Source organism: Pseudomonas sp. TH32 (genome assembly GCF_016650855.1).
In the GTDB taxonomy this organism is placed as follows: Bacteria; Pseudomonadota; Gammaproteobacteria; order Pseudomonadales; family Pseudomonadaceae; genus Aquipseudomonas.
This window is the reverse complement of record NZ_JAEKFA010000002.1, coordinates 2833191-2852401: the sequence shown is the minus strand read 5'-3', so window position 1 is coordinate 2852401 and position 19211 is coordinate 2833191. Positions and strand designations below refer to the sequence as shown.

Here is a 19211-nt window from a genome sequence, read left to right as displayed (position 1 = left end):
ACATGACTTTTGATCCCGGCAAGAAGCTCTACATCAGCGACGTCACCCTGCGTGACGGCAGCCATGCGGTGCGGCATCAGTATTCGATCGACAACGTGCAAACCATCGCCCGCGCGCTGGACAAGGCGCGTGTCGACTCCATTGAGGTGGCTCATGGTGACGGGCTGCAAGGTTCCAGTTTCAACTACGGCTTTGGTGCCCACACCGATCTGGAGTGGATCGAGGCGGTCAGCGATGTGATCAGCCACGCCAAAGTCGCCACCCTGTTGCTGCCGGGCATCGGCACCGTGCACGACCTCAAGGCCGCGTACAACGCCGGGGCGCGGGTGGTGCGTGTGGCCACCCATTGCACCGAGGCCGACTGCGCCCGCCAGCACATTGAATACGCGCGCACCCTGGGCATGGACACCGTGGGTTTCCTGATGATGAGCCACCTCACCAGCCCACAGAACCTGGCGCTGGAAGCCAAGAAAATGGAGAGCTACGGCGCCACCTGCATCTACGTGGTGGATTCCGGTGGTGCCATGAGCATGCAGGACATCCGCGAGCGCTTTCGTGCGGTAAAAGCCGTGCTCAAGCCCGAGACTGAAACCGGCATGCATGCGCACCATAACTTGTCCCTGGGCGTGGCCAATTCCATCGTGGCCGTGGAGGAGGGTTGCGACCGTATCGATGCGAGCCTTGCCGGCATGGGCGCCGGTGCGGGCAATGCGCCGCTGGAAGTGTTCATCGCCGCGGCCGACCGCATGGGCTGGAACCACGGCACCGACCTGTATGCGCTGATGGACGCCGCCGACGACATCGTGCGGCCGTTGCAGGACCGCCCCGTGCGGGTAGACCGCGAGACCTTGGCGCTGGGTTATGCCGGGGTGTATTCGAGTTTTTTGCGGCACGCTGAAGTGGCGGCGGCGCGGTATGGGTTGAAGGCCGTGGACATTCTGGTGGAACTGGGCAAACGCCGGATGGTAGGCGGGCAGGAGGACATGATTGTTGATGTGGCGCTGGACTTGCTGGAGCGCTGATCTCACCTGCTGATGGAGAACCCAATGTGGGAGCGGGCTTGCTGTGGTGAGGGGGCTTGTCCCCCGTCGGGTCCACCACAGATTGATGGGGCTGCTTCGCAGCCCAGCGCGGGGCAAGCCCGCTCACCACAGCAAGCCCGCTCCCACAGGTTGAGCGGATTTCAAATCAAAAAATCAGCGTTGCAGTGCACTTGATTCACCCCACAGACAAATCCAATAAAAGGGGAACATCCATGAACGGCAAGACTGCCAACATAGGCGCAATGATCGATAACAACAGGATTTCCGGCTACCAGGTCATGGTGCTGGTCCTGTGCTTCCTGGTGGTGCTGGTGGACGGTTTCGACACCGCCGTCATCGGCTACATCGCTCCGGCCCTGCGCCAGGAGTGGGGGCTGCAACCCGCGCAGTTGTCTCCGGCGTTTGGCGCCGGGTTGCTCGGCTTGATGGTCGGCGCCTTCATCTTCGGGCCGGTGGCCGATGCCTACGGGCGCAAGAAGGTGCTGCTGGTGTCGGTGCTGATTTTCAGCCTCGGCACCCTGGCTTCGGCGTACTCCACCTCCATCGACATGCTCACCGCACTGCGCTTTCTCACCGGGATCGGCCTGGGCGGGGCGATGCCGACGTGCATCACCTTAAGCTCCGAATACTCGCCGGCCCGGCGGCGGATGATCATGGTTACCTTGAGCTACAGCGGGTTCACCACCGGCCTGGCGCTTGGCGGCGCGGTGGCCAGCCAGATCATCCCGGTGTTCGGCTGGCGCGGGGTGCTGATGATCGGCGGGATTGTGCCGCTGCTGTTGCTGCCATTGCTGGCCTGGCTGCTGCCGGAGTCGGTGCGCTTTATGGCGGCTCACGCACGGCATGCCGAGGCGCTACGCAAGGTGATGGGGAGGATCACCGGCCGCACCGACCTGCACGACATCACCTTCATTGAACCGCAAAGCCCGGTGGCCGTGCGCTCGCCTATCTCCCAACTGTTTATCGAAGGCCGCGCCCTGCGCACGGTGCTGTTGTGGGGCACGTTCTTCTGCTCGCTGTTTGTGTTCTACCTGCTGACCAGCTGGTTGCCGAGCATTCTCAAGGACGCCGGCTACGACATCGCCAGTGCCGCGCGCATCGGTGCGATGGTGCCACTGGGCGGCACGGTGGGTGCGATTCTGATGGCCTTGCTGATGGACCGCGTGAGTCCGTATCGCGTGCTGGGCCTGGCCTACCTGGGCTCGGCGCTGGTGATTGCGCTGGTGGGCTTTGCGCTGGCCGACGCGTTCTGGCTGGGGCTGACGGTGTTCATGGTCGGCTTCGGCGTGGCGGGTGCGCAGAACGGTTTGAACCTGTTGTCAGCCAGCATCTACCCGACAGCGGCGCGGGCCACCGGCGTGAGTTGGGCCATGGCCAACGGGCGGGTCGGCTCGATCATCGGTTCGGTGCTGGGGGCGTGGTTGATCGCGCAACTGGGCCAGCCGTCAGTGTTTTTTATCGTGCTGGCGATACCGGCGCTGCTGGGCTCGATTGCGATCTTTTCGCTGCAGCGCATGACCGAGCGCCGCAAGGCACCTGAGGTCACTGCACTCCCGACTTAACTGTTTTTCGGTAGGAGCGGGCTTGCCCGCGAAGAACGCCCGGGTAGCGCGTTCGTTCAGGATGCCAGCGTTATCGTTGACGACCTTCGCGAGCAAGCTCGCTCCTGCATGACTCCCAAACAACAATAAAAGTAATGGGTACCCCCAATGAAAAACTCCGTACTGAAATCGGCGCCTTCGTGCGCGCGCGTTTTGCCCCTGGTGTTCGCGGTGGCCGCTGTTTCCCACGCCAATGCCGAAGGTTTTATCGACGACTCCCACGCGAAAATCGAAGCGCGCAACGTCTACTTCAACCAGGACAATCGCAGCGGCCCGGCCCAGCCTTCGAAGCTGGAAGAGTGGGGCCAGGGCTTCATCCTCAACTTCACCTCCGGCTACACCCAGGGCCCGGTAGGGTTTGGCTTAGACGCCCTGGGCATGCTCGGCATCCGCCTGGATTCCGGGCGCGGCACCCACGGCAATCCCAACAGCGTCAGCCAGGGCGGGTTTGTGTTTCCCACCGACAGCGATGGCCGGGCGGTGAGTGATTTCGCCAGCCTGGGCGTGACGGGCAAGGTGCGCGTGGCCAAGACCGAATTGAAGGTCGGCACACTGATGCCGAAACTGCCGGTGGTGGTCTACAACGACGGCCGCCTGTTGCCGGAAACCTTCCAGGGCTGGCAGGCCACGTCGAAGGATTTCGACAACCTCACCCTGATCGGCGGGCGCTTGAGCGGAGTCAAAAGCCGCAACTCCTCGAACAACGAAGACCTCGCCATCAGCGGTGCGGGTGGCCCGGCCGGCAAACGCAGCAACCAGTTCTATTACGCCGGCGTCGACTACACCCCGCGCCCCGACCTGTTGTTGCAGTACTACTACGGCGACCTTGAAGACTTCTATCAGCAGCATTTTGTCGGCCTGGTGCATAACCTGACCTTGCCGGTGGGCAGCTTCAAAAGTGACCTGCGGTTTTTCGACAGCAGCTCCGATGGCCGCAACGGCAGTGCCGCGGGGCGGGCCGAGGGCTATCGCAGCACCGGTTATCACAACAACGGCGAAGTGGATAACCGGGCGCTGGCGGGATTGTTCACCTACAGCCTGGCGGGGCATGCGGTCAGCCTGGGGTACCAACACCTCAATGGCTCCAGTGACTTCCCGTTTCTCAACCAGGGCGATGGCTCGGCGACGTACCTGATCACCGACCGCCAGACCGGCGCGCGTTTCCAGCGTGCGGGCGAGAACACCTGGGTCGCGCAGCACGCGTTTAATTTCGCCACGATCGGTGTGCCGGGGCTGAGTTCGCAGGTGATCTACCAGCGTGGCGGCGACATCAAGTCGGACCAGGGCAGCCAACATGAATGGGAGCGCGACCTGGTGCTGACCTATGCGTTCCAGGGCCCGACGTTGTCCGGGTTTGGCGTGCAGTGGCGCAACGCGATGTTGCGCAGCACCGTGGCGACCCAGCGCGACCTGGATGAAAACCGGCTGTACGTGACTTACACCCACGCACTGTTTTGAAGGGGCTGTCATGCGCGATTTTCTGGATGTACGTATCGCCCGGCGCCAGGAGGAAGCCGAGGGCATCATCTCCCTGGAACTGGTGGACCCGGCGGGTGGCTGGCTGCCGCCGTTCGAGGCCGGTGCGCACGTGGAAGTGCAGATTGCACCGGGCCTGAGCCGTCACTATTCGCTGTGCGGTTCGCCCCAGGACCGCCGCTGTTATCGCCTGGGCATCCTGCGTGAGCCGGCATCGCGTGGCGGTTCGGCGCAGATCCATCAGGGGTTTGTACCCGGCACGTTGATTCGCATCAGCCTGCCGCGCAATCAATTTCGCCTGGAGGAGCAGGCGGCTCACTCGGTGCTGCTGGGCGGCGGGATAGGCATCACGCCGATCCTCGCCATGGCCTGGCGGCTGCATGCCCTCGGCGCTTCCTTCGAGCTGCATTACTGCGTGCGCAGTCGAGCGCGCGTGGCGTTTGTCGAGCAGTTGGCCCAGGCACCGTTTGCCGAGCGGATCACCCTGCATGTGGATGAAGACGGCCGGCGCCTGGACATTCCCACGCTCTTGAAGGGCCCTGACGCGCAACGCCATCTCTACGTGTGCGGCCCCGGCGGGTTCATGGAGGCGGTGATGGGTGAGGGCAAGCGCCAGGGCTGGGGGGCGCAGAACATTCACACCGAATACTTTGCCGCCGAGGTCGACTCCACGGGCAGCGGTTTTACCGTGTACACCGCGCGCTCCGGCCAAACCTTGCAGGTACCCGAGGGGCAGAGCATCGCCCAGGTGTTGTTGGAGGCCGGCATCGAGGTGCCGCTGTCGTGTGAGCAAGGGGTGTGTGGCACCTGCCTGACCCCGGTGCTGGAAGGCATTCCCGATCACCGCGACCTGTTTCTGACGGACCGGGAAAAGGCCGCCAACGATCAGATGCTGGTGTGCTGCTCACGGGCGAACAGCGCGTTTCTGCGACTGGATATTTGAAGGAATCCGACGATGAGTTTTTTACGTAACTGCTGGTACATGGCCGGCTGGGCGGACGAATTCGTGGCGGGGCAGATGCTCCCGCGAACCTTGCTCAACGAGCCGATCGTGATGTTCCGCGACAGCCTCGGCGGGCTGCAAGCCCTGCACGACCGCTGCCCCCATCGCTTTGTGCCGTTGCACCTGGGCGTATTGGCCAATGACCGCATTCAGTGCGCGTACCACGGCCTGAGTTTTGATTGCAGTGGATCCTGCGTGCACAACCCCCACGGCAACGGCGCGATTCCCAAGGCGGCGCGGGTGCGCACCTACCCGATGCACGAACGCCACGGCATGGCCTGGATCTGGATGGGCGACGCGGCCCTGGCCGACCCGGCGATGATCACCGACTACACGCCCATGGACCCGCAAACCGCCTATCTGGGCAAGAGCTACCTGCACGTCAAGGCCAACTACGTGCTGGAGACCGACAACATCCTGGACCTGAGCCACATCGAGTTCCTGCATGGCAGCTCGCTGGGCAGCGACGCCGTCGCCCAGGGCGTGATCGAGGTCGAGCAGCACGGCGACACCGTGCATTCCCGGCGCACCACCCACGACGAGCAACTGACCCCCGAGCTGGCGCGCTTGCGTGGCGTGCCGCCGGGGCAACGGGTGGACCGCTGGCTCGACGTGCGCTGGAACGCGCCGTGCAACATGTTGCTCAACAGCGGTCATACCCCGAGCGGTCTGGGCCGTGAGCAGGGGCGTTCGGTGTACGTGACCCATATCTTCACCCCGCACACCGACGCCAGCACCCATTACTGGTTTGCCATTGCCTTCTCAAAAGAGCTTGGAGAGGAGGGGCGGCGCCTGGCCGACGAAAATATCCAGTGGCTGCGCCAACCGTTCACCACCGAAGACATGCCGATGCTGGAGGCGCAGCAACAGGTGATCGGCGATCAGGATTTCTGGGCGCTCAAACCCGTGCTGCTGGCCAGTGACGGCGGCGCGGTACGGGCGCGGCGCTTGCTGGAACAGATGATCAAGCAGGAACAGATGCCTCCGTCAGGACTTTCCTGAACGTCTCCACCAACGGCCGCAAATTGATCCGGTGCCACGCCGCCCACAGCGGTGTGGTATAGGTCAGCCACGGCAGTTCCCGCAGCACCACGCCCGGTGGTGCATTGCGGCTCAAGCCCTTTTGCACCATCGCCACACCCAACCCCGACGCCACCAGTCCCAACGCGGTAAACGGCTCGCTGGCTTCCATCGGAATCTGCGGGGTGAAACCTGCCCGAATGCACGCCGCGACGAAGTCATCCGCCGGGTTCGCCCCGGGTTTGCGTTGTACGCCGATCCATTGTTGCTCGGCGAGGTGTTCGGGCAGCAGTTCGCTGAGGCTGGCCAGCGGATGCTGCTCGGGCAGCGCCAGCAACATTGGATCGTCCAGCACTTGCAAGGCAATCAGGTCCGGGTCATCTGCTGCCGGCGGTTCACCTACCAGGGCGATGTCGAGGCTGCGCTGGCGCAAGCCTTCCAGTTGCTCAATGGAGGGCAGGTTGTACAGGGCGATATGCACGTTGGGCCGCGCGTCACGCAGTACCTTCAGGGCGTTGGGCAGCACGCCCGCGTGCATGGCATTTTCGATGTAGCCGATGCACAACCCGCCTTCTTCGCCTTTGCCCAGGCGCCGACCCAACGATTCCAGGCGGTTGGCGTGGGTCAGCAGCGCCTTGGTTTCGGCAAGGAACGTCTGGCCATCGCGGGTCAGGCGGATGCGCTGTTGGCTGCGCTCGAACAGGGTCAAACCCAGGCGCTCTTCCAGTTGGGCGATTTGTCGGCTCAGGGGCGATTGGGAGATGTGCAACCGTTCGGCAGCACGCCCCACGTGTTCTTCTTCAGCGACTACAACGAAGTAGCGCAGTTGGCGAAAATCGATCATGTCAGACCTGTAAGGACTCAAGTTGGTCGCAGTATGTCTTGGACGGTCCGATCTCTGCAATCTACGATCTGCTCAACGGTCAACACAGCGACCTTGAACAATCTTGAGGATTTACCCCATGAGCTTGAAAGACAAACTGCCCGGCGTGCTGGGTTTTGGCACCGCCCCGTTGGGCAACATGTTCCGTGCAATTCCTGAAGACGAGGCGCAAGCCACTGTCGAAGCGGCCTGGAACCAGGGCGTGCGTTACTTCGACACCGCGCCGTTCTACGGTTCGGGCCTCTCGGAAATTCGCCTGGGCCAGGCCCTGTCGAAGTACAACCGCGACGACTATGTGCTCAGCACCAAGGTCGGCCGGGTGATCCTGGATGAAGTGGAAGAAAGCGCCCGCGACCTGGGCGAGAAAAGCGGCGTGTTCGAACATGGCCGGCCGAACAAGATGGTCAACGACTACAGCGCCGACGCCACCCTGCGTTCCATCGAAGACAGCCTCAACCGCCTGCAAACCGATCGCCTCGACATTGTGTGGATTCACGACATCGCCCAGGACTTCTACGGGGACCAATGGCTGGACTACTTCAATCAGGCGCGCACCGGGGCTTTCAAAGTGCTGACCCGCCTGCGTGAAGAGGGCGTGATCAAGGCCTGGGGCCTGGGCGTCAACCGCGTCGAGCCGTGCGAATTGACCCTGGACCTCACCGAAGCTCAGCCCGATGGCTTCCTGCTCGCGGGCCGCTACACCTTGCTCGACCACGAACGTGCCTTGCAGCGCCTGATGGACGCGGCCCTGGCGCAGAACGTCGAGATCGTGGTCGGCGGCCCTTACAGCTCGGGGATCCTGGCCGGCGGTGCACATTTTGAATACCAGAAAGCCAGCCCGGCAATCATCAGCAAGGTCGAGCAGATCAAGGCGATTGCCGCCGCCCATGGCGTCAGCGTGAAAGCCGCGGCCCTGCAATTCTCCCTGGCCCACCCGGCGGTGGCGGCAGTGATTCCGGGTGCCAGTCGTCCGGGTCGAATTGCCGAAGACGTCGCGGCGTTGTCAGAGAAGATTCCCGCAGCCTTTTGGCAGGCCCTGCGCGAGGCCCGATTGATTTCGGCCCGTGCACCGCTGCCGTTCTAACCACAGGAACGCGAACGATGAAAATTGATATCAGTGGCAAAGTCGCAATCGTCAGTGGCAGCACCGCCGGGATCGGTCTGGGCATCAGCCAGGCCCTGGCCCAATCCGGCGCCACGGTGGTGGTGATCGGGCGTGAATCGGGCAAGGTCGACGAGGCGCTGGCGACGATTCGCCAGGCCGTACCCGGCGCTGACCTGCGTGGATTGGTGGCGGACCTCGGCACGCTGGAGGGCGCTGAAAAACTGTTCGCCGCCGAGCCGCGGGCCGACATCCTGGTGAACAACCTCGGGATCTTCAACGACGTCGATTTCTTCGACGCACCCGACAGCGAGTGGACGCGTTTCTACGAGGTCAACGTGATCTCCGGCGTGCGGTTGTCGCGGTATTACACGCCGGGCATGGTCAAGCAGGGCTGGGGCCGGGTGATCTTCATATCGTCTGAATCCGGCGTGGCAACCCCCGCCGACATGATCAACTACGGCGTCACCAAAAGCGCCAACCTGGCGGTGTCCCACGGGCTGGCCAAACGGCTGGCGGGCACCGGGGTGACGGTCAACGCGATCCTGCCGGGCCCGACCTTTACCGATGGGCTGGAGCACATGCTCAAGGACGCCGTGGCCAAGTCCGGCCGCAGTGCGCGGGACGAGGCGGATGTGTTTGTGCGCAATGCGCGGCCGACGTCGATCATCCAGCGCGCAGCGAATGTGGATGAAGTGGCGAATCTGGTGGCGTACATTGCTTCACCGTTGTCCTCTGCAACCACCGGTGCCGCGTTGCGGGTCGACGGCGGCGTTGTCGACAGCATGGCAATCTGATTTTTCTTGAATGGTTTGGAGTGTGAATCGTGGCAAAAGCATCTGCTGTTATTGAAATTCCGGTTTCGGCCGAACAGGTTTGGCAATTGGTGGGCGGCTTCAATTCGCTGCCGGATTGGCTGCCCTTTATCGTCAAGAGCGAGCCGAGCGAAGGCGGGCGTGTGCGTCATCTGCAAACGGCGGATGGCGGTGTGGTGGTGGAGCGGTTGCAAAGCTTTGATAACGTCGCACGCACCTACAGCTACTCGATCAGCGAGTCGCCGTTTCCAGTGAGTGAATACCTGGCGACCTTGAAGGTCGAAGGGCTGACTGCCCGTTCTGCCAAGGTGACCTGGTCGGGCGTGTTTACCCCGGTGGCCGGTGTGACGGACGCGGCGGTGGAGGAGTTGTTTGCCGGTGTGTACAGCGGTGGGCTTGAGGCGCTGCGGGGCAATTTTCCGGGCTGAAATAGTTGCTTGGGATTAATGAAAATCAAAATGTGGGAGCGGGCTTGCTGTGGTGAAGGGGCTTGTCCTGTGGTGAGGGGGCTTGTCCTGTGGTGAGGGGGCTTGTCCCCCGTCGGGTTCACCACCGATTGATGGGGCTGCTTCGCAGCCCAGCGCGGGGCAAGCCCGCTCACCACAGGACAAGCCCGCTCACCACAGCTGGCCAGCTCCTACATTGGGTTTGTGGTGTTCTTCAGGCTTCTGGCATCAGTTGTTGGCGGCATTCGAGGATCAATTTCGCGCCGCCACTTTCGCTGCTGCCCACTTCCAGTTTGAAGCCGTGCAGGTTGATGATCGCGGCCACAATCGACAGCCCCAACCCAAACCCGCCTTGTTGTTGATTACCTTCGTCCACCCGGTAGAAACGCTGGAACACTGCGGCACGTTCCGCTGCAGGAATCCCGGGCCCGGAGTCGAGCACTTCTATGCGGGTGCTGCCGGCATCGTTCACGCCCCGCAGGATCACTTCACCGCCCGGTGGGGTGAATTTGATTGAGTTGCTCAGCAGGTTGGCCAGGGCTTCGAACAGCAAGGCGCGGTCGCCGGTGATCCACGGTAACGAGGCCGGTACTTCCAGCAGCAATTCCATCTCGCCTTCTTCCGCCAGCGGCAGGTAGAAGTCGTGGAGTTCCTGCAGCAAGGGCAGGGGGTCGAGCACCAGGAAGCCGGAGCGGCGCTGGTGGTCTTCCAGTTCGGAAATCCGCAGCAAACCGCGAAAGCGCGCCATCAAGGTGTCGGTCTCGGCAATGGCCGCGTCCAGTTGCAGGGCGTGGGGCGCATCTTCATCGGCCTGCTGCTGGATCCGGTACAACTGGGCCCGCAGGCGGGTGAGCGGGGTGCGCAGGTCGTGGGCGATGTTGTCGCACACGCCCTTGACCTCGTTCATCAGCTTCTCGATGCGATCGAGCATCGCGTTGACGATGGCCGCCAGCATGTCCAGTTCATCGCGTCGGTCCGACAGCGGCAAGCGGTGAGTCAGGTCGCCGGCCACGATGGCTTCGGCGCTGGCCTGGATCCCGCGAATCCGCCGTAACGGGCGTCGCCGGAGCAGGTGCCAGCCGGCCGCGCCGGGAATGATCGTCAGGGTGATCCCCCACAACAACGCATGCAGGATGATCCGCGTCACGCCAAACAGCGAGCCGTTGGCGCGCACCAGGATCAGCCAGCGCCCGTCTTCGGTGTGGGTGGCCACGGCGTCGCAGCTGTCGCGGGGCAGTTTCGGGTCGTCGGAGTTGATGCAGTTGGCCAGGGCATGGATGTGCCCGTCCATCGGCAGGTCCGGCGGTATCACGCGGATAGGGCCGCTGATGGGGTTGAACTGATCGTCGAACAGCCCGTAGGCGTCCACGCCCTTCATGTCGAAGGTCATGCTGGTGGTCAGGGCTTCCACCAGTTCTTCGCCGTCAAAACGCTGGAACAAGTGTTGGCGCTGCATCAGCGAGTGGCGCGAGAGGTCGCCCAGGTAACCGGACACCTCGTAGTACAGCACGCCCATGAGGATGCAGCTCCAGGCCACGAACAACGAACTGTAGAGCGCCAGCAGCCGGCTGCTGGAGGAACGCCAGCCTTTAGAGGGGTTCAGCAATGACATACCCGGAACCTCGTACCGTGCGGATCAGCGGCGTGAGGCCCGGCGGGTCGATTTTTTTGCGCAGGCGACCGATGTGCACATCGATCAGGTTGGTGCCCGGGTCGAAGTGATACCCCCAGACTTCCTCGAAGATCATCATCCGCGACAGGATTTGCCCGGTGTTGCGCATCAGGAATTCCAGCAGTTTGTATTCCGTCGGCAACAGGCTCAGGGGCTGTTCGGCGCGGCTGGCTTCACGGCTGATCAGGTTCAGTTCCAGATCGGCCACACGCAGTGCGGTTTCGAACTCCTTGACCGTGCTTTTGCGGCGCAACAGCACTTCGACGCGGGCGGCCATTTCGTCGGAGGCGAACGGTTTGGTCAGGTAGTCATCGCCACCGGCCCGCAGGCCGCGTACCCGTTCATCCACGTCGGAGAGGGCGCTGATCATCAGGATCGGTGTCGACACGCCAATGGTGCGCAGGGTGGTGACGATGGCCAGGCCATCCAGTTCCGGGAGCATGCGGTCGAGGGTGATCAGGTCGTAATCACCGCTGACGGCACGGACCAGGCCTTCGCGGCCATTGTCTACCCAGTCTACGTCCAGTCCATGGCTACTCAGCTCGGCAACGATCTCGCGGGCCGTTACGGCGTCGTCCTCGATGGTCAAAATGCGGGTCATAAGGATTACCTGGTGAGCGATTCACACTGAAGTACGGGCATTTTGCCAAGAAATGATAGCCCGCTTCCTAAATAAAAATTTATGTAGGCATAAACGACACAATTCACCTTACCCCGGTGAATCTGAACGAATGCTGTGCGCGCAGGATTTTTTGCGCTTCATCGCTGACGCACGGGTTGTTTCCTACGAGGAATGCATAACGCCCGCCGCGCCGGGGCATTTCTTGCAAGTTGCATGGTTCAAATTAGTTCAAATTACTTAAATCGTTGAATTATATTAAGTTTTAATTTCATGGCTCCTGGCACGTCGCCTGCACTGTCCCTTTTGAGACTTGTAACACTATTTTTCATGCCTGGAGCAAAACAACAATGATCACATCCTCATCCACGCTGCAAGAGTCGAGCGCGCTCTCCGGGGTTTCCTGGGGGCGATATTTGCCGGGGCCGCTGCTGCGGCTGCGCTGTCCTTGATATTGGTACTGCTGGGCTTCGGCCTGGGCTTTTCGGCGGTGTCGCCGTGGGCCGACAGTGGCATCAGCGCCAAGGGGCTTGGCATTTCCACCATTGTCTGGCTGGCGGTTACGCAAATCATTGCGTCGGGGATGGGCGGTTACCTCGCCGGTCGCCTGCGGGTGAAATGGGCCAACATGCACGGCGATGAGGTGTACTTTCGCGACACCGCCCATGGCTTCCTGGCCTGGGCCGTGGCGACACTGGTGACGGCGGTGCTGATCGTCGGTTCGGTCAGCAGTGTGGTCAGCGGTGGTGTAAAGGCCGGAGCCAGTGTGGCCTCGGGTGCTGCCAGCGGCATGAGCCAGGTGGCGGGTGCGGCGACCAAGGGTGAGGACTTCGGCTATTACGTCGACAGCCTGTTCCGCGATGATCGCCCGGCAGCCGTCAGTGATGACGCGGTGCACGGTGTGGTCGCCCGCATCTTTGCCCGTACCGTGAGCAACAACGGCCAGTTGGCACCGGAAGACCGTGCGTACCTTGCGCAGTTGATCAGCCAGCGCACCAACCTCAGCCAGGCTGATGCCGAGGCGCGTGTCGACCAGGTCTACGGCCAGGCTCAGAAAACACTGGATGACGCCAAGTTGAAAGCCAAGCAAGCCGCCGACACTGCTGCGAAGGTCGCTGCCTATACGTCGCTGTGGACCTTCGTGGCGCTGTTGATCGGTGCGTTTTTTGCCAGCCTCGCTGCGACTTTTGGTGGTCGTCGCCGGGACGCGGTGGTGTATCTGGAAACTGATGCGTACACCACTTCCACTTCGCTGCCACCTGTTCGTTAATTCAAGGAGAACGTCATGCGCTCATTACTGCTGTTTTTCCTCGGTGTGCCTATCCCGGTCATTATCCTGATTGCGATCTTCATGCACTGATCCTGCTGTCTGTTTGACCCAAGCCGCGCCTGCTCCAGCAGGTGCGGCTTTTTTTTGTTTGTTAATTGTTGCTTAACCGCCTTTTGGCTAAGCTCCCGTCCCATGAGCCGCTATCTGCGTTTTTTCCTGGTCCTGCTGTTGAGTCTCGCGCTTCCTCTGACCGGGATGGCGGGCGTGCCTTCGAGCACCGAGCCGTGCCCGATGCAAATGTCCGACATGCAGATGATGAGCGATATGTCCCCGGACTGTTGCGCGGACGGTGCGGGCCACGCCGACCACGGAAAAAGCTGCAAGCCCGGCCAGGAATGCAAGACCGGCGGCATGCTGCAGTTGTCCATGCCAGTGCTCAAGTCGCCCGTTGCTGTGTCCAGTCCCGTGGTTGCCGGCCTGGGTTCTGATTTCATCCCCGACCGCACGCCGTCCGGCGTCTGGCGCCCGCCCCGTACCTGATTCCTGTTGCACCTGAAGACTCGTCCCTGACCCGGGATGGCCTTGCTGTGGGCCGCGTAAAGCGGTGCGCAGCGCAACAGAACAGGAACCTTCAAGATGAATTCCCTATGCGTGCGTGCCCTGGTGGTGGGCGTGCTGGCGTGGCCGACGCTGGCGTCTGCGCTGACCCTGGATGAAGCCCTGCGCCTGGCGCAGAACAACGCGCCGTCGCTGGCGGCTGAATCCGCAAAATTGCAGGCTGCCACCCAGGCGGCGATTCCGGCAGGAGAACTGCCGGACCCGAAACTGGTGGTGGGCCTGCAAAATTTCCCCATTGGCGGGCCCAATCGCGGCACGCTGTATGGCGATGACATGACCGAGCAAATGGTCGGTATCCAGCAACAAGTGCCCAGCCGCGACAAGCGCAAGGCGCGGGTGGCGTTGGCCTCGGCCAGCGTGGACACGGCGGCCGCCGAAGGCCGGATCGAACGCCTGAACGTGCGCCAGGCCACCGCCCAGGCGTGGATTCGCGCCTATGCGGTGGAGCGCAAGGAAGCGCTTTTCAAGGACTTCTATCAGCAGAATCGCCTGCTGCAAGACACCGTGCGGGCGCAATTGGCCGGTGGTCGTGGCCAGCCGTCCGACGCCGTGATCCCCCGGCAGGAAGCCGCTGACCTTGCCGAGCGCGAAGATGAGCTGACCCAGCAACGGGCCCAGGCCCGCGCCGCCCTCAAGCGCTGGATCGGACCCGCCGCCAGCGAAGCCCCCAGCGGCCAGTTACCGAACTGGACAATCGACACCCACGGCTTCACCCACAACCTGCACCAGCACCCGGAGCTGCAAGCCTTTGTGCCGCGTACCCGCGAGGCCGAAGCCCGGCTGAGCGAGGCCAAGGCGCAGAAGACTTCGGACTGGAGTTGGGAGGTGGACTACCAGCACCGTGGCCGTGAATACGGTGACATGGTCAGCCTGCAATTCACCTTCGACCTACCGATCTTCCCCGGTCGCCGGCAGAACCCCGGCATCGCCGCCAAGCAGGCTCAACTCGACCAGCTGGACGCCGAGCGCGAAGCCAAGACCCGTGAACACACCCAGGAACTCGAAGACGACCTGGCCAACTATCAGCGCCTGGACCGCGCCGTGCAGCGCAGCCAGGACAGCCTGGTGCCGCTGGCCGAGGAGAAGGTAGCCCTGAGCCTGGCGGGTTACCGCGCGGGCAAGGGCGACCTGATGAACGTGGTCAGCGCCCGCCGCGAGTGGGTCGAGGCGCGCTTCAAACAGATTGATGCCATTGAGCAGCGCGCCCTGACCGGCGCCCAGCTGTATTTCGCTTACGGGGAACCCGCCAATGAATAACCGAATCGTGAACGCGGCGCTGCTGGGCGGTGTGTTGCTGTTGGGGCTGGGTGGCGGCTACTGGCTGGCACAGAAACCGGCCATGACGGGCGCGATGCAGGCGCCGGACGAGAAAAAGGCGCTGTACTGGTACGACCCGATGTACCCGCAGCAAAAGTTCGACAAGCCGGGCAAGTCGCCCTTTATGGACATGCAGTTGGTGCCGCGTTATGGCGGTGAGCAGGGCGCGGCTGCGGATACGGCGGCGATCAGTATCGATCCGAGCCTGACCCAGAACATCGGCGTACGGCTGGCGAGTGTCAGTCGTGGCGTGTTGGCGTCGAGCCTTGAGCTGTCGGGGATTGTTGCCTTCAACGACCGCGATGTGGCGGTGGTGCAGGCGCGCGCTGCAGGATTTGTCGAGCGGGTTTACGCCCGGGCGCCGGGTGATGTGCTTAAGGCTCACGCGCCCCTCGCCGACATTCTGGTACCGGAGTGGGCCGCCGCTCAGGAAGAGTTCCTGGCCCTGCGCCACAGCGATCCCGGCCTGTTGGCCGCCGCCCGCCAACGCCTGCGCCTGAGCGGCATGCCCGCCGGGTTGATCGCGCAAATGGAGCGCAGCGGCCGCGTGCAATCGGTGATGACCATTACCAGCCCGTTGGGCGGCGCGTTGCAAACCCTGGACGTGCGCGAAGGCATGACCGTCGCGGCCGGCCAAACCCTGGCGCGGGTCAATGGCCTGGGCACCGTGTGGCTGCAAGTCGCCGTGCCTGAAGCCCAGGGTGCTGAGCTGGCCGTTGGGCAAACCGTCGAGAGCCGTTTTGTCGGGTTGCCGGGGCAAGTCGTTAAAGGCACCGTCGCGGCGATTCTGCCGGCCACCGCCCTGGACAGCCGTACCGTGCAGGTTCGGGTCGAGTTGCCCAACCCTGACGGCCGGTTGCGGCCTGGCATGACCGCCCAGGTGCGCCTCGCTCAATCCACCGGCCAATCGGTGCTGTTGCTGCCGAGCGAGGCATTGATTCGCACCGGCAAACGCGTGCTGGTGATGGTGGCCGAGGAGGGCGGACGTTATCGCCCGGTGGAGGTCCAGGTGGGCGCGGAAAACCAGGACCAGAGCGTGATCGTCGCCGGCTTGCAGGAAGGCCAGCAGGTGGTCGCCTCGGGTCAATTCCTGCTGGATTCTGAAGCAAGTTTGAAGGGAATTACCGCTCCGGCGTCCGACGGTTTTAAAAACGATGCCTCCATGGACGGCATGAGCCTGCAACCGGGAGCCCGGCCATGATCGCCCTGTTGATTCGCTGGTCGGTGGCCAACCGTTTTCTGGTGTTGCTGGCCACGCTGTTTGTCACGGCCTGGGGTCTGTGGTCGATCCAGAACACCCCGGTGGACGCCTTGCCGGACCTGTCGGATGTGCAGGTGATCATCCGCACGCCGTACCCGGGCCAGGCGCCGCAGATTGTCGAGAACCAGGTCACCTACCCGATGACCACCACCATGCTCTCGGTGCCGGGGGCGAAGACCGTGCGTGGCTTTTCGTTCTTCGGCGACAGCTACGTCTACGTGCTGTTTGACGAAGGCACCGACCTGTATTGGGCGCGCTCGCGGGTGCTGGAATACCTGAGCCAGTTGCAGGCGCGCTTGCCGGCGTCGGCCAAGCCGGCGCTGGGCCCGGATGCCACCGGTGTCGGCTGGATCTACCAGTACGCCCTGGTGGACCGCACCGGAAAACATGACCTGGCGCAGTTGCGCTCGTTGCAGGACTGGTTCCTCAAGTTCGAACTCAAGACCCTGCCCAACGTCGCCGAAGTGGCAACCATCGGCGGCCAGGTCAAGCAATACCAGGTGCAGATCGACCCGTTGGCCCTGGCCAGTCGCGGTATCACCCAGGCGCAAGTGGTGGAGGCCATCGGCAAGGCCAATCAGGAAACCGGCGGCTCGGTGCTGAACATGGGCGAGTCGGAATACATGGTGCGCGCCTCCGGGTACCTGAAAACCCTGGAGGACTTCCGCGCCATTCCCCTGCGGCTCGACGCCAACAACGTGCCGGTGACCCTCGGGGACGTGGCGACGATCCAGCTGGGCCCGGACATGCGCCGGGGCATCAGTGAGCTGGACGGTGAAGGCGAGGCGGTGGGCGGCGTGGTGATCCTGCGCAGTGGCAAGAACGCCCGCGAGGCCATCGCGGCGGTGAAGAGCAAGCTGGAGCAACTGAAAACCAGCCTGCCGCCCGGCGTGGAAATCGTCACCACTTACGATCGCAGCAAACTCATCGACCGCGCCGTGGACAACCTCAGCCACAAGCTGCTGGAGGAGTTCCTGGTGGTGGCGCTGGTGTGCGGGATCTTCCTGTGGCACCTGCGCTCCTCCCTGGTGGCGATCATCTCGTTGCCGGTGGGGGTGTTGATGGCCTTTATCGTGATGCGTTTCCAGGGGATCAACGCCAACATCATGTCCCTGGGCGGGATTGCGATTGCCATCGGCGCGATGGTCGATGGCGCGGTGGTGATGATCGAGAACGCCCACAAGAAGATCGAGGCCTGGCACCACGCGCATCCGAACCAGGAATTGAAGGGTGAAGAACACTGGAAAGTCATCACCGATGCAGCGGTGGAAGTGGGGCCGGCGCTGTTTTTCTGCCTGCTGATCATCACCTTGTCGTTTATCCCGGTGTTCACCCTGCAAGCCCAGGAAGGCCGGTTGTTCGGGCCGCTGGCCTACACCAAGACCTACGCCATGGCCGCAGCGGCGGGGTTGTCGGTGACCCTGATTCCGGTGCTGATGGGTTACTGGATTCGCGGGCGCATCCCCGACGAGCAACGCAACCCGCTGAATCGCGGCCTGATCAAGCTCTACCAACCGGCCCTGGAAGCCGTATTGCGCTGGCCGCGGATGACCTTGCTGGTGGCGTTGTTAATGGTCGCCAGTGCGCTGTGGCCGGTGTCGCACCTGGGCGGTGAATTCCTGCCGCCGCTGGATGAGGGCGACTTGCTGTACATGCCTTCGGCGCTGCCGGGGTTGTCGACGCAAACAGCCGGTGCCTTGTTGCAGCGTACCGACCGCCTGATCAAGAGCGTGCCGGAAGTTGCCCATGTGTTCGGCAAGGCCGGTCGCGCGGAAACCGCCACCGACCCGGCGCCGCTGGAAATGTTCGAAACCACCATCGAGTTCAAGCCGCGAGACCAATGGCGCCCGGGCATGACCCCGGAAAAACTGGTGAAGGAACTCGACCGTGTGGTGCAGGTGCCGGGGCTGACCAACATCTGGATTCCGCCGATCCGCAACCGCATCGACATGCTCGCCACCGGGGTCAAGAGCCCGATTGGCGTGAAGGTCGCAGGTACCAGCCTGATGCAGATCGACGCCGTGACCCAGGCCGTGGAAAAGGTCGCCAAGACGGTGCCCGGCGTCAGCTCGGCCCTGGCTGAACGCCTGACGGGCGGGCGCTACATCGACGTGGATATCGATCGCCCGGCCGCCGCCCGTTATGGCCTGAACATCACCGACGTGCAGTCCATCGTCTCCGGGGCGATTGGCGGTGAAAACATCGGCGAGACGGTCGAAGGGCTGGCGCGGTTTCCCATCAACCTGCGTTACCCGAAGGAGTGGCGCGACTCGGTGAGCGCCCTGGGCAACCTGCCGATCTACACGCCGTCGGGCAGCCAGATCACCCTGGGCACCGTGGCGAGGATCAAGGTCACCGAAGGCCCGCCCATGCTCAAGAGCGAAAACGCCCGGCCTTCCGGCTGGGTGTACATTGACGTGCGCGACCGCGACCTGGCGTCGGTGGTGAAGGACTTGCGTGAGGCGATCAACAGCCAGGTGCAGTTGCAACCGGGCATGAGCCTCAGCTATTCGGGGCAGTTCGAGTTTCTGGAACGGGCCAATGAACGCCTGAAACTGGTGGTGCCGGCGACTTTGCTGATCATCTTCGTATTGCTGTACCTGACGTTCCGCCGGGTGGATGAGGCGTTGCTGATCCTCGCCACGTTGCCGTTTGCGCTGACGGGTGGGGTGTGGTTGTTGTACTGGCTGGGCTTCAATTTGTCGGTGGCCACCGGTGTCGGGTTTATTGCGTTGGCGGGGGTGTCGGCGGAGTTCGGTGTGATCATGCTGCTGTACCTGAAAAACGCCTGGGCTGAACGCCAGGGAGGAGGGGACCAGGCGTTGCTGGACGCCATCACCGAAGGCGCCGTACTGCGCGTGCGCCCCAAGGCGATGACCGTGGCCGTGATCATCGCCGGGTTGTTGCCGATCCTGTTGGGCGGCGGCACCGGTAGCGAAGTCATGAGCCGAATTGCCGCGCCCATGATCGGCGGCATGCTCACCGCGCCGCTGCTATCGCTGTTCGTCATCCCGGCGGCGTACCGCCTGATGCGCCGCCCCCGAACCTGATGGCTTACACATAAC

At 63.0% G+C, this 19211-nt stretch carries 15 protein-coding genes and 1 pseudogene; 13 read left to right on the top strand and 3 right to left on the bottom strand.

Going from position 1 to position 19211, the window contains the following annotated elements; genetic code table 11:
• The first annotated feature begins 2 nt into the window (after positions 1 to 2).
• From dmpG to JFV30_RS16755, 5 genes are all read left to right on the top strand, one after another.
• Entirely contained in the window at positions 3 to 1022 is a 1020-nt protein-coding gene (gene dmpG, locus JFV30_RS16775) for a 4-hydroxy-2-oxovalerate aldolase (RefSeq protein WP_201124667.1), read from the top strand.
• Positions 1023 to 1255: 233 nt separating this feature from the next.
• Complete coding sequence (locus JFV30_RS16770) at positions 1256 to 2605, top strand: MFS transporter (protein ID WP_201124666.1); 1350 nt, start codon at positions 1256 to 1258, stop codon at positions 2603 to 2605.
• A gap of 147 nt (positions 2606 to 2752) precedes the next feature.
• Positions 2753 to 4102: an OprD family porin gene (locus JFV30_RS16765; RefSeq protein ID WP_201124665.1), complete on the top strand. Its 1350-nt coding sequence runs from the start codon at positions 2753 to 2755 to the stop codon at positions 4100 to 4102.
• Positions 4103 to 4112: 10 nt separating this feature from the next.
• Positions 4113 to 5063 carry a PDR/VanB family oxidoreductase gene (locus tag JFV30_RS16760; protein WP_201124664.1) on the top strand — a complete coding sequence of 317 codons (951 nt, stop codon included), beginning with the start codon at positions 4113 to 4115 and terminating at the stop codon, positions 5061 to 5063.
• Positions 5064 to 5075: 12 nt separating this feature from the next.
• Positions 5076 to 6125 (top strand): aromatic ring-hydroxylating dioxygenase subunit alpha, encoded by a 1050-nt coding sequence (locus tag JFV30_RS16755; protein ID WP_201124663.1) that lies wholly within the window; start codon positions 5076 to 5078, stop codon positions 6123 to 6125.
• On the opposite strand, the gene JFV30_RS16750 is transcribed toward JFV30_RS16755, so the two are convergent.
• Positions 6088 to 6987 (bottom strand): LysR substrate-binding domain-containing protein, encoded by a 900-nt coding sequence (locus JFV30_RS16750; protein ID WP_201124662.1) that lies wholly within the window; start codon positions 6985 to 6987, stop codon positions 6088 to 6090. The two genes, JFV30_RS16755 and JFV30_RS16750, sit on opposite strands and share 38 nt — an antisense overlap.
• A gap of 118 nt (positions 6988 to 7105) precedes the next feature.
• Between JFV30_RS16750 and JFV30_RS16745 the strand changes: the two genes are divergently transcribed.
• Genes JFV30_RS16745 through JFV30_RS16735 form a run of 3 tightly spaced genes read left to right on the top strand, consistent with a single transcriptional unit; the run spans position 7106 to position 9371 of the window.
• Positions 7106 to 8110 (top strand): aldo/keto reductase, encoded by a 1005-nt coding sequence (locus JFV30_RS16745; RefSeq protein WP_201124661.1) that lies wholly within the window; start codon positions 7106 to 7108, stop codon positions 8108 to 8110.
• Between the two features lie 17 nt (positions 8111 to 8127).
• Positions 8128 to 8925: an SDR family NAD(P)-dependent oxidoreductase gene (locus JFV30_RS16740; protein WP_207201878.1), complete on the top strand. Its 798-nt coding sequence runs from the start codon at positions 8128 to 8130 to the stop codon at positions 8923 to 8925.
• A 29-nt stretch (positions 8926 to 8954) separates the two neighbouring features.
• Complete coding sequence (locus tag JFV30_RS16735) at positions 8955 to 9371, top strand: SRPBCC family protein (RefSeq protein WP_169388989.1); 417 nt, start codon at positions 8955 to 8957, stop codon at positions 9369 to 9371.
• 232 nt (positions 9372 to 9603) lie between these two features.
• On the opposite strand, the gene JFV30_RS16730 is transcribed toward JFV30_RS16735, so the two are convergent.
• Both JFV30_RS16730 and JFV30_RS16725 read right to left on the bottom strand, forming a co-directional pair.
• Positions 9604 to 11001, bottom strand: coding sequence for a sensor histidine kinase (locus JFV30_RS16730; RefSeq protein ID WP_010172362.1), 1398 nt, complete (start codon positions 10999 to 11001; stop codon positions 9604 to 9606).
• Complete coding sequence (locus JFV30_RS16725) at positions 10979 to 11662, bottom strand: response regulator transcription factor (RefSeq protein ID WP_003219726.1); 684 nt, start codon at positions 11660 to 11662, stop codon at positions 10979 to 10981. The genes JFV30_RS16730 and JFV30_RS16725 overlap by 23 nt, the downstream gene beginning before the upstream one ends.
• 368 nt (positions 11663 to 12030) lie before the next feature.
• Between JFV30_RS16725 and JFV30_RS16720 the strand changes: the two are divergent.
• The 5 genes and pseudogenes from JFV30_RS16720 to JFV30_RS16700 all read left to right on the top strand — a co-directional run bounded on the left by JFV30_RS16720 (position 12031) and on the right by JFV30_RS16700 (position 19196).
• Positions 12031 to 12950: pseudogene (locus JFV30_RS16720) on the top strand (hypothetical protein).
• Between the two features lie 192 nt (positions 12951 to 13142).
• Positions 13143 to 13490, top strand: coding sequence for a hypothetical protein (locus JFV30_RS16715; RefSeq protein ID WP_010172354.1), 348 nt, complete (start codon positions 13143 to 13145; stop codon positions 13488 to 13490).
• 96 nt (positions 13491 to 13586) lie between these two features.
• Positions 13587 to 14825: a TolC family protein gene (locus JFV30_RS16710; protein WP_201124660.1), complete on the top strand. Its 1239-nt coding sequence runs from the start codon at positions 13587 to 13589 to the stop codon at positions 14823 to 14825.
• Positions 14818 to 16086, top strand: a complete 1269-nt coding sequence (locus tag JFV30_RS16705; protein WP_201124659.1) for an efflux RND transporter periplasmic adaptor subunit — start codon at positions 14818 to 14820, stop codon at positions 16084 to 16086. Before JFV30_RS16710 ends, JFV30_RS16705 begins: the two co-directional genes overlap by 8 nt.
• Complete coding sequence (locus tag JFV30_RS16700; RefSeq protein ID WP_201124658.1) at positions 16083 to 19196, top strand: efflux RND transporter permease subunit; 3114 nt, start codon at positions 16083 to 16085, stop codon at positions 19194 to 19196. Before JFV30_RS16705 ends, JFV30_RS16700 begins: the two co-directional genes overlap by 4 nt.
• The last annotated feature ends 15 nt before the right edge of the window (positions 19197 to 19211 follow it).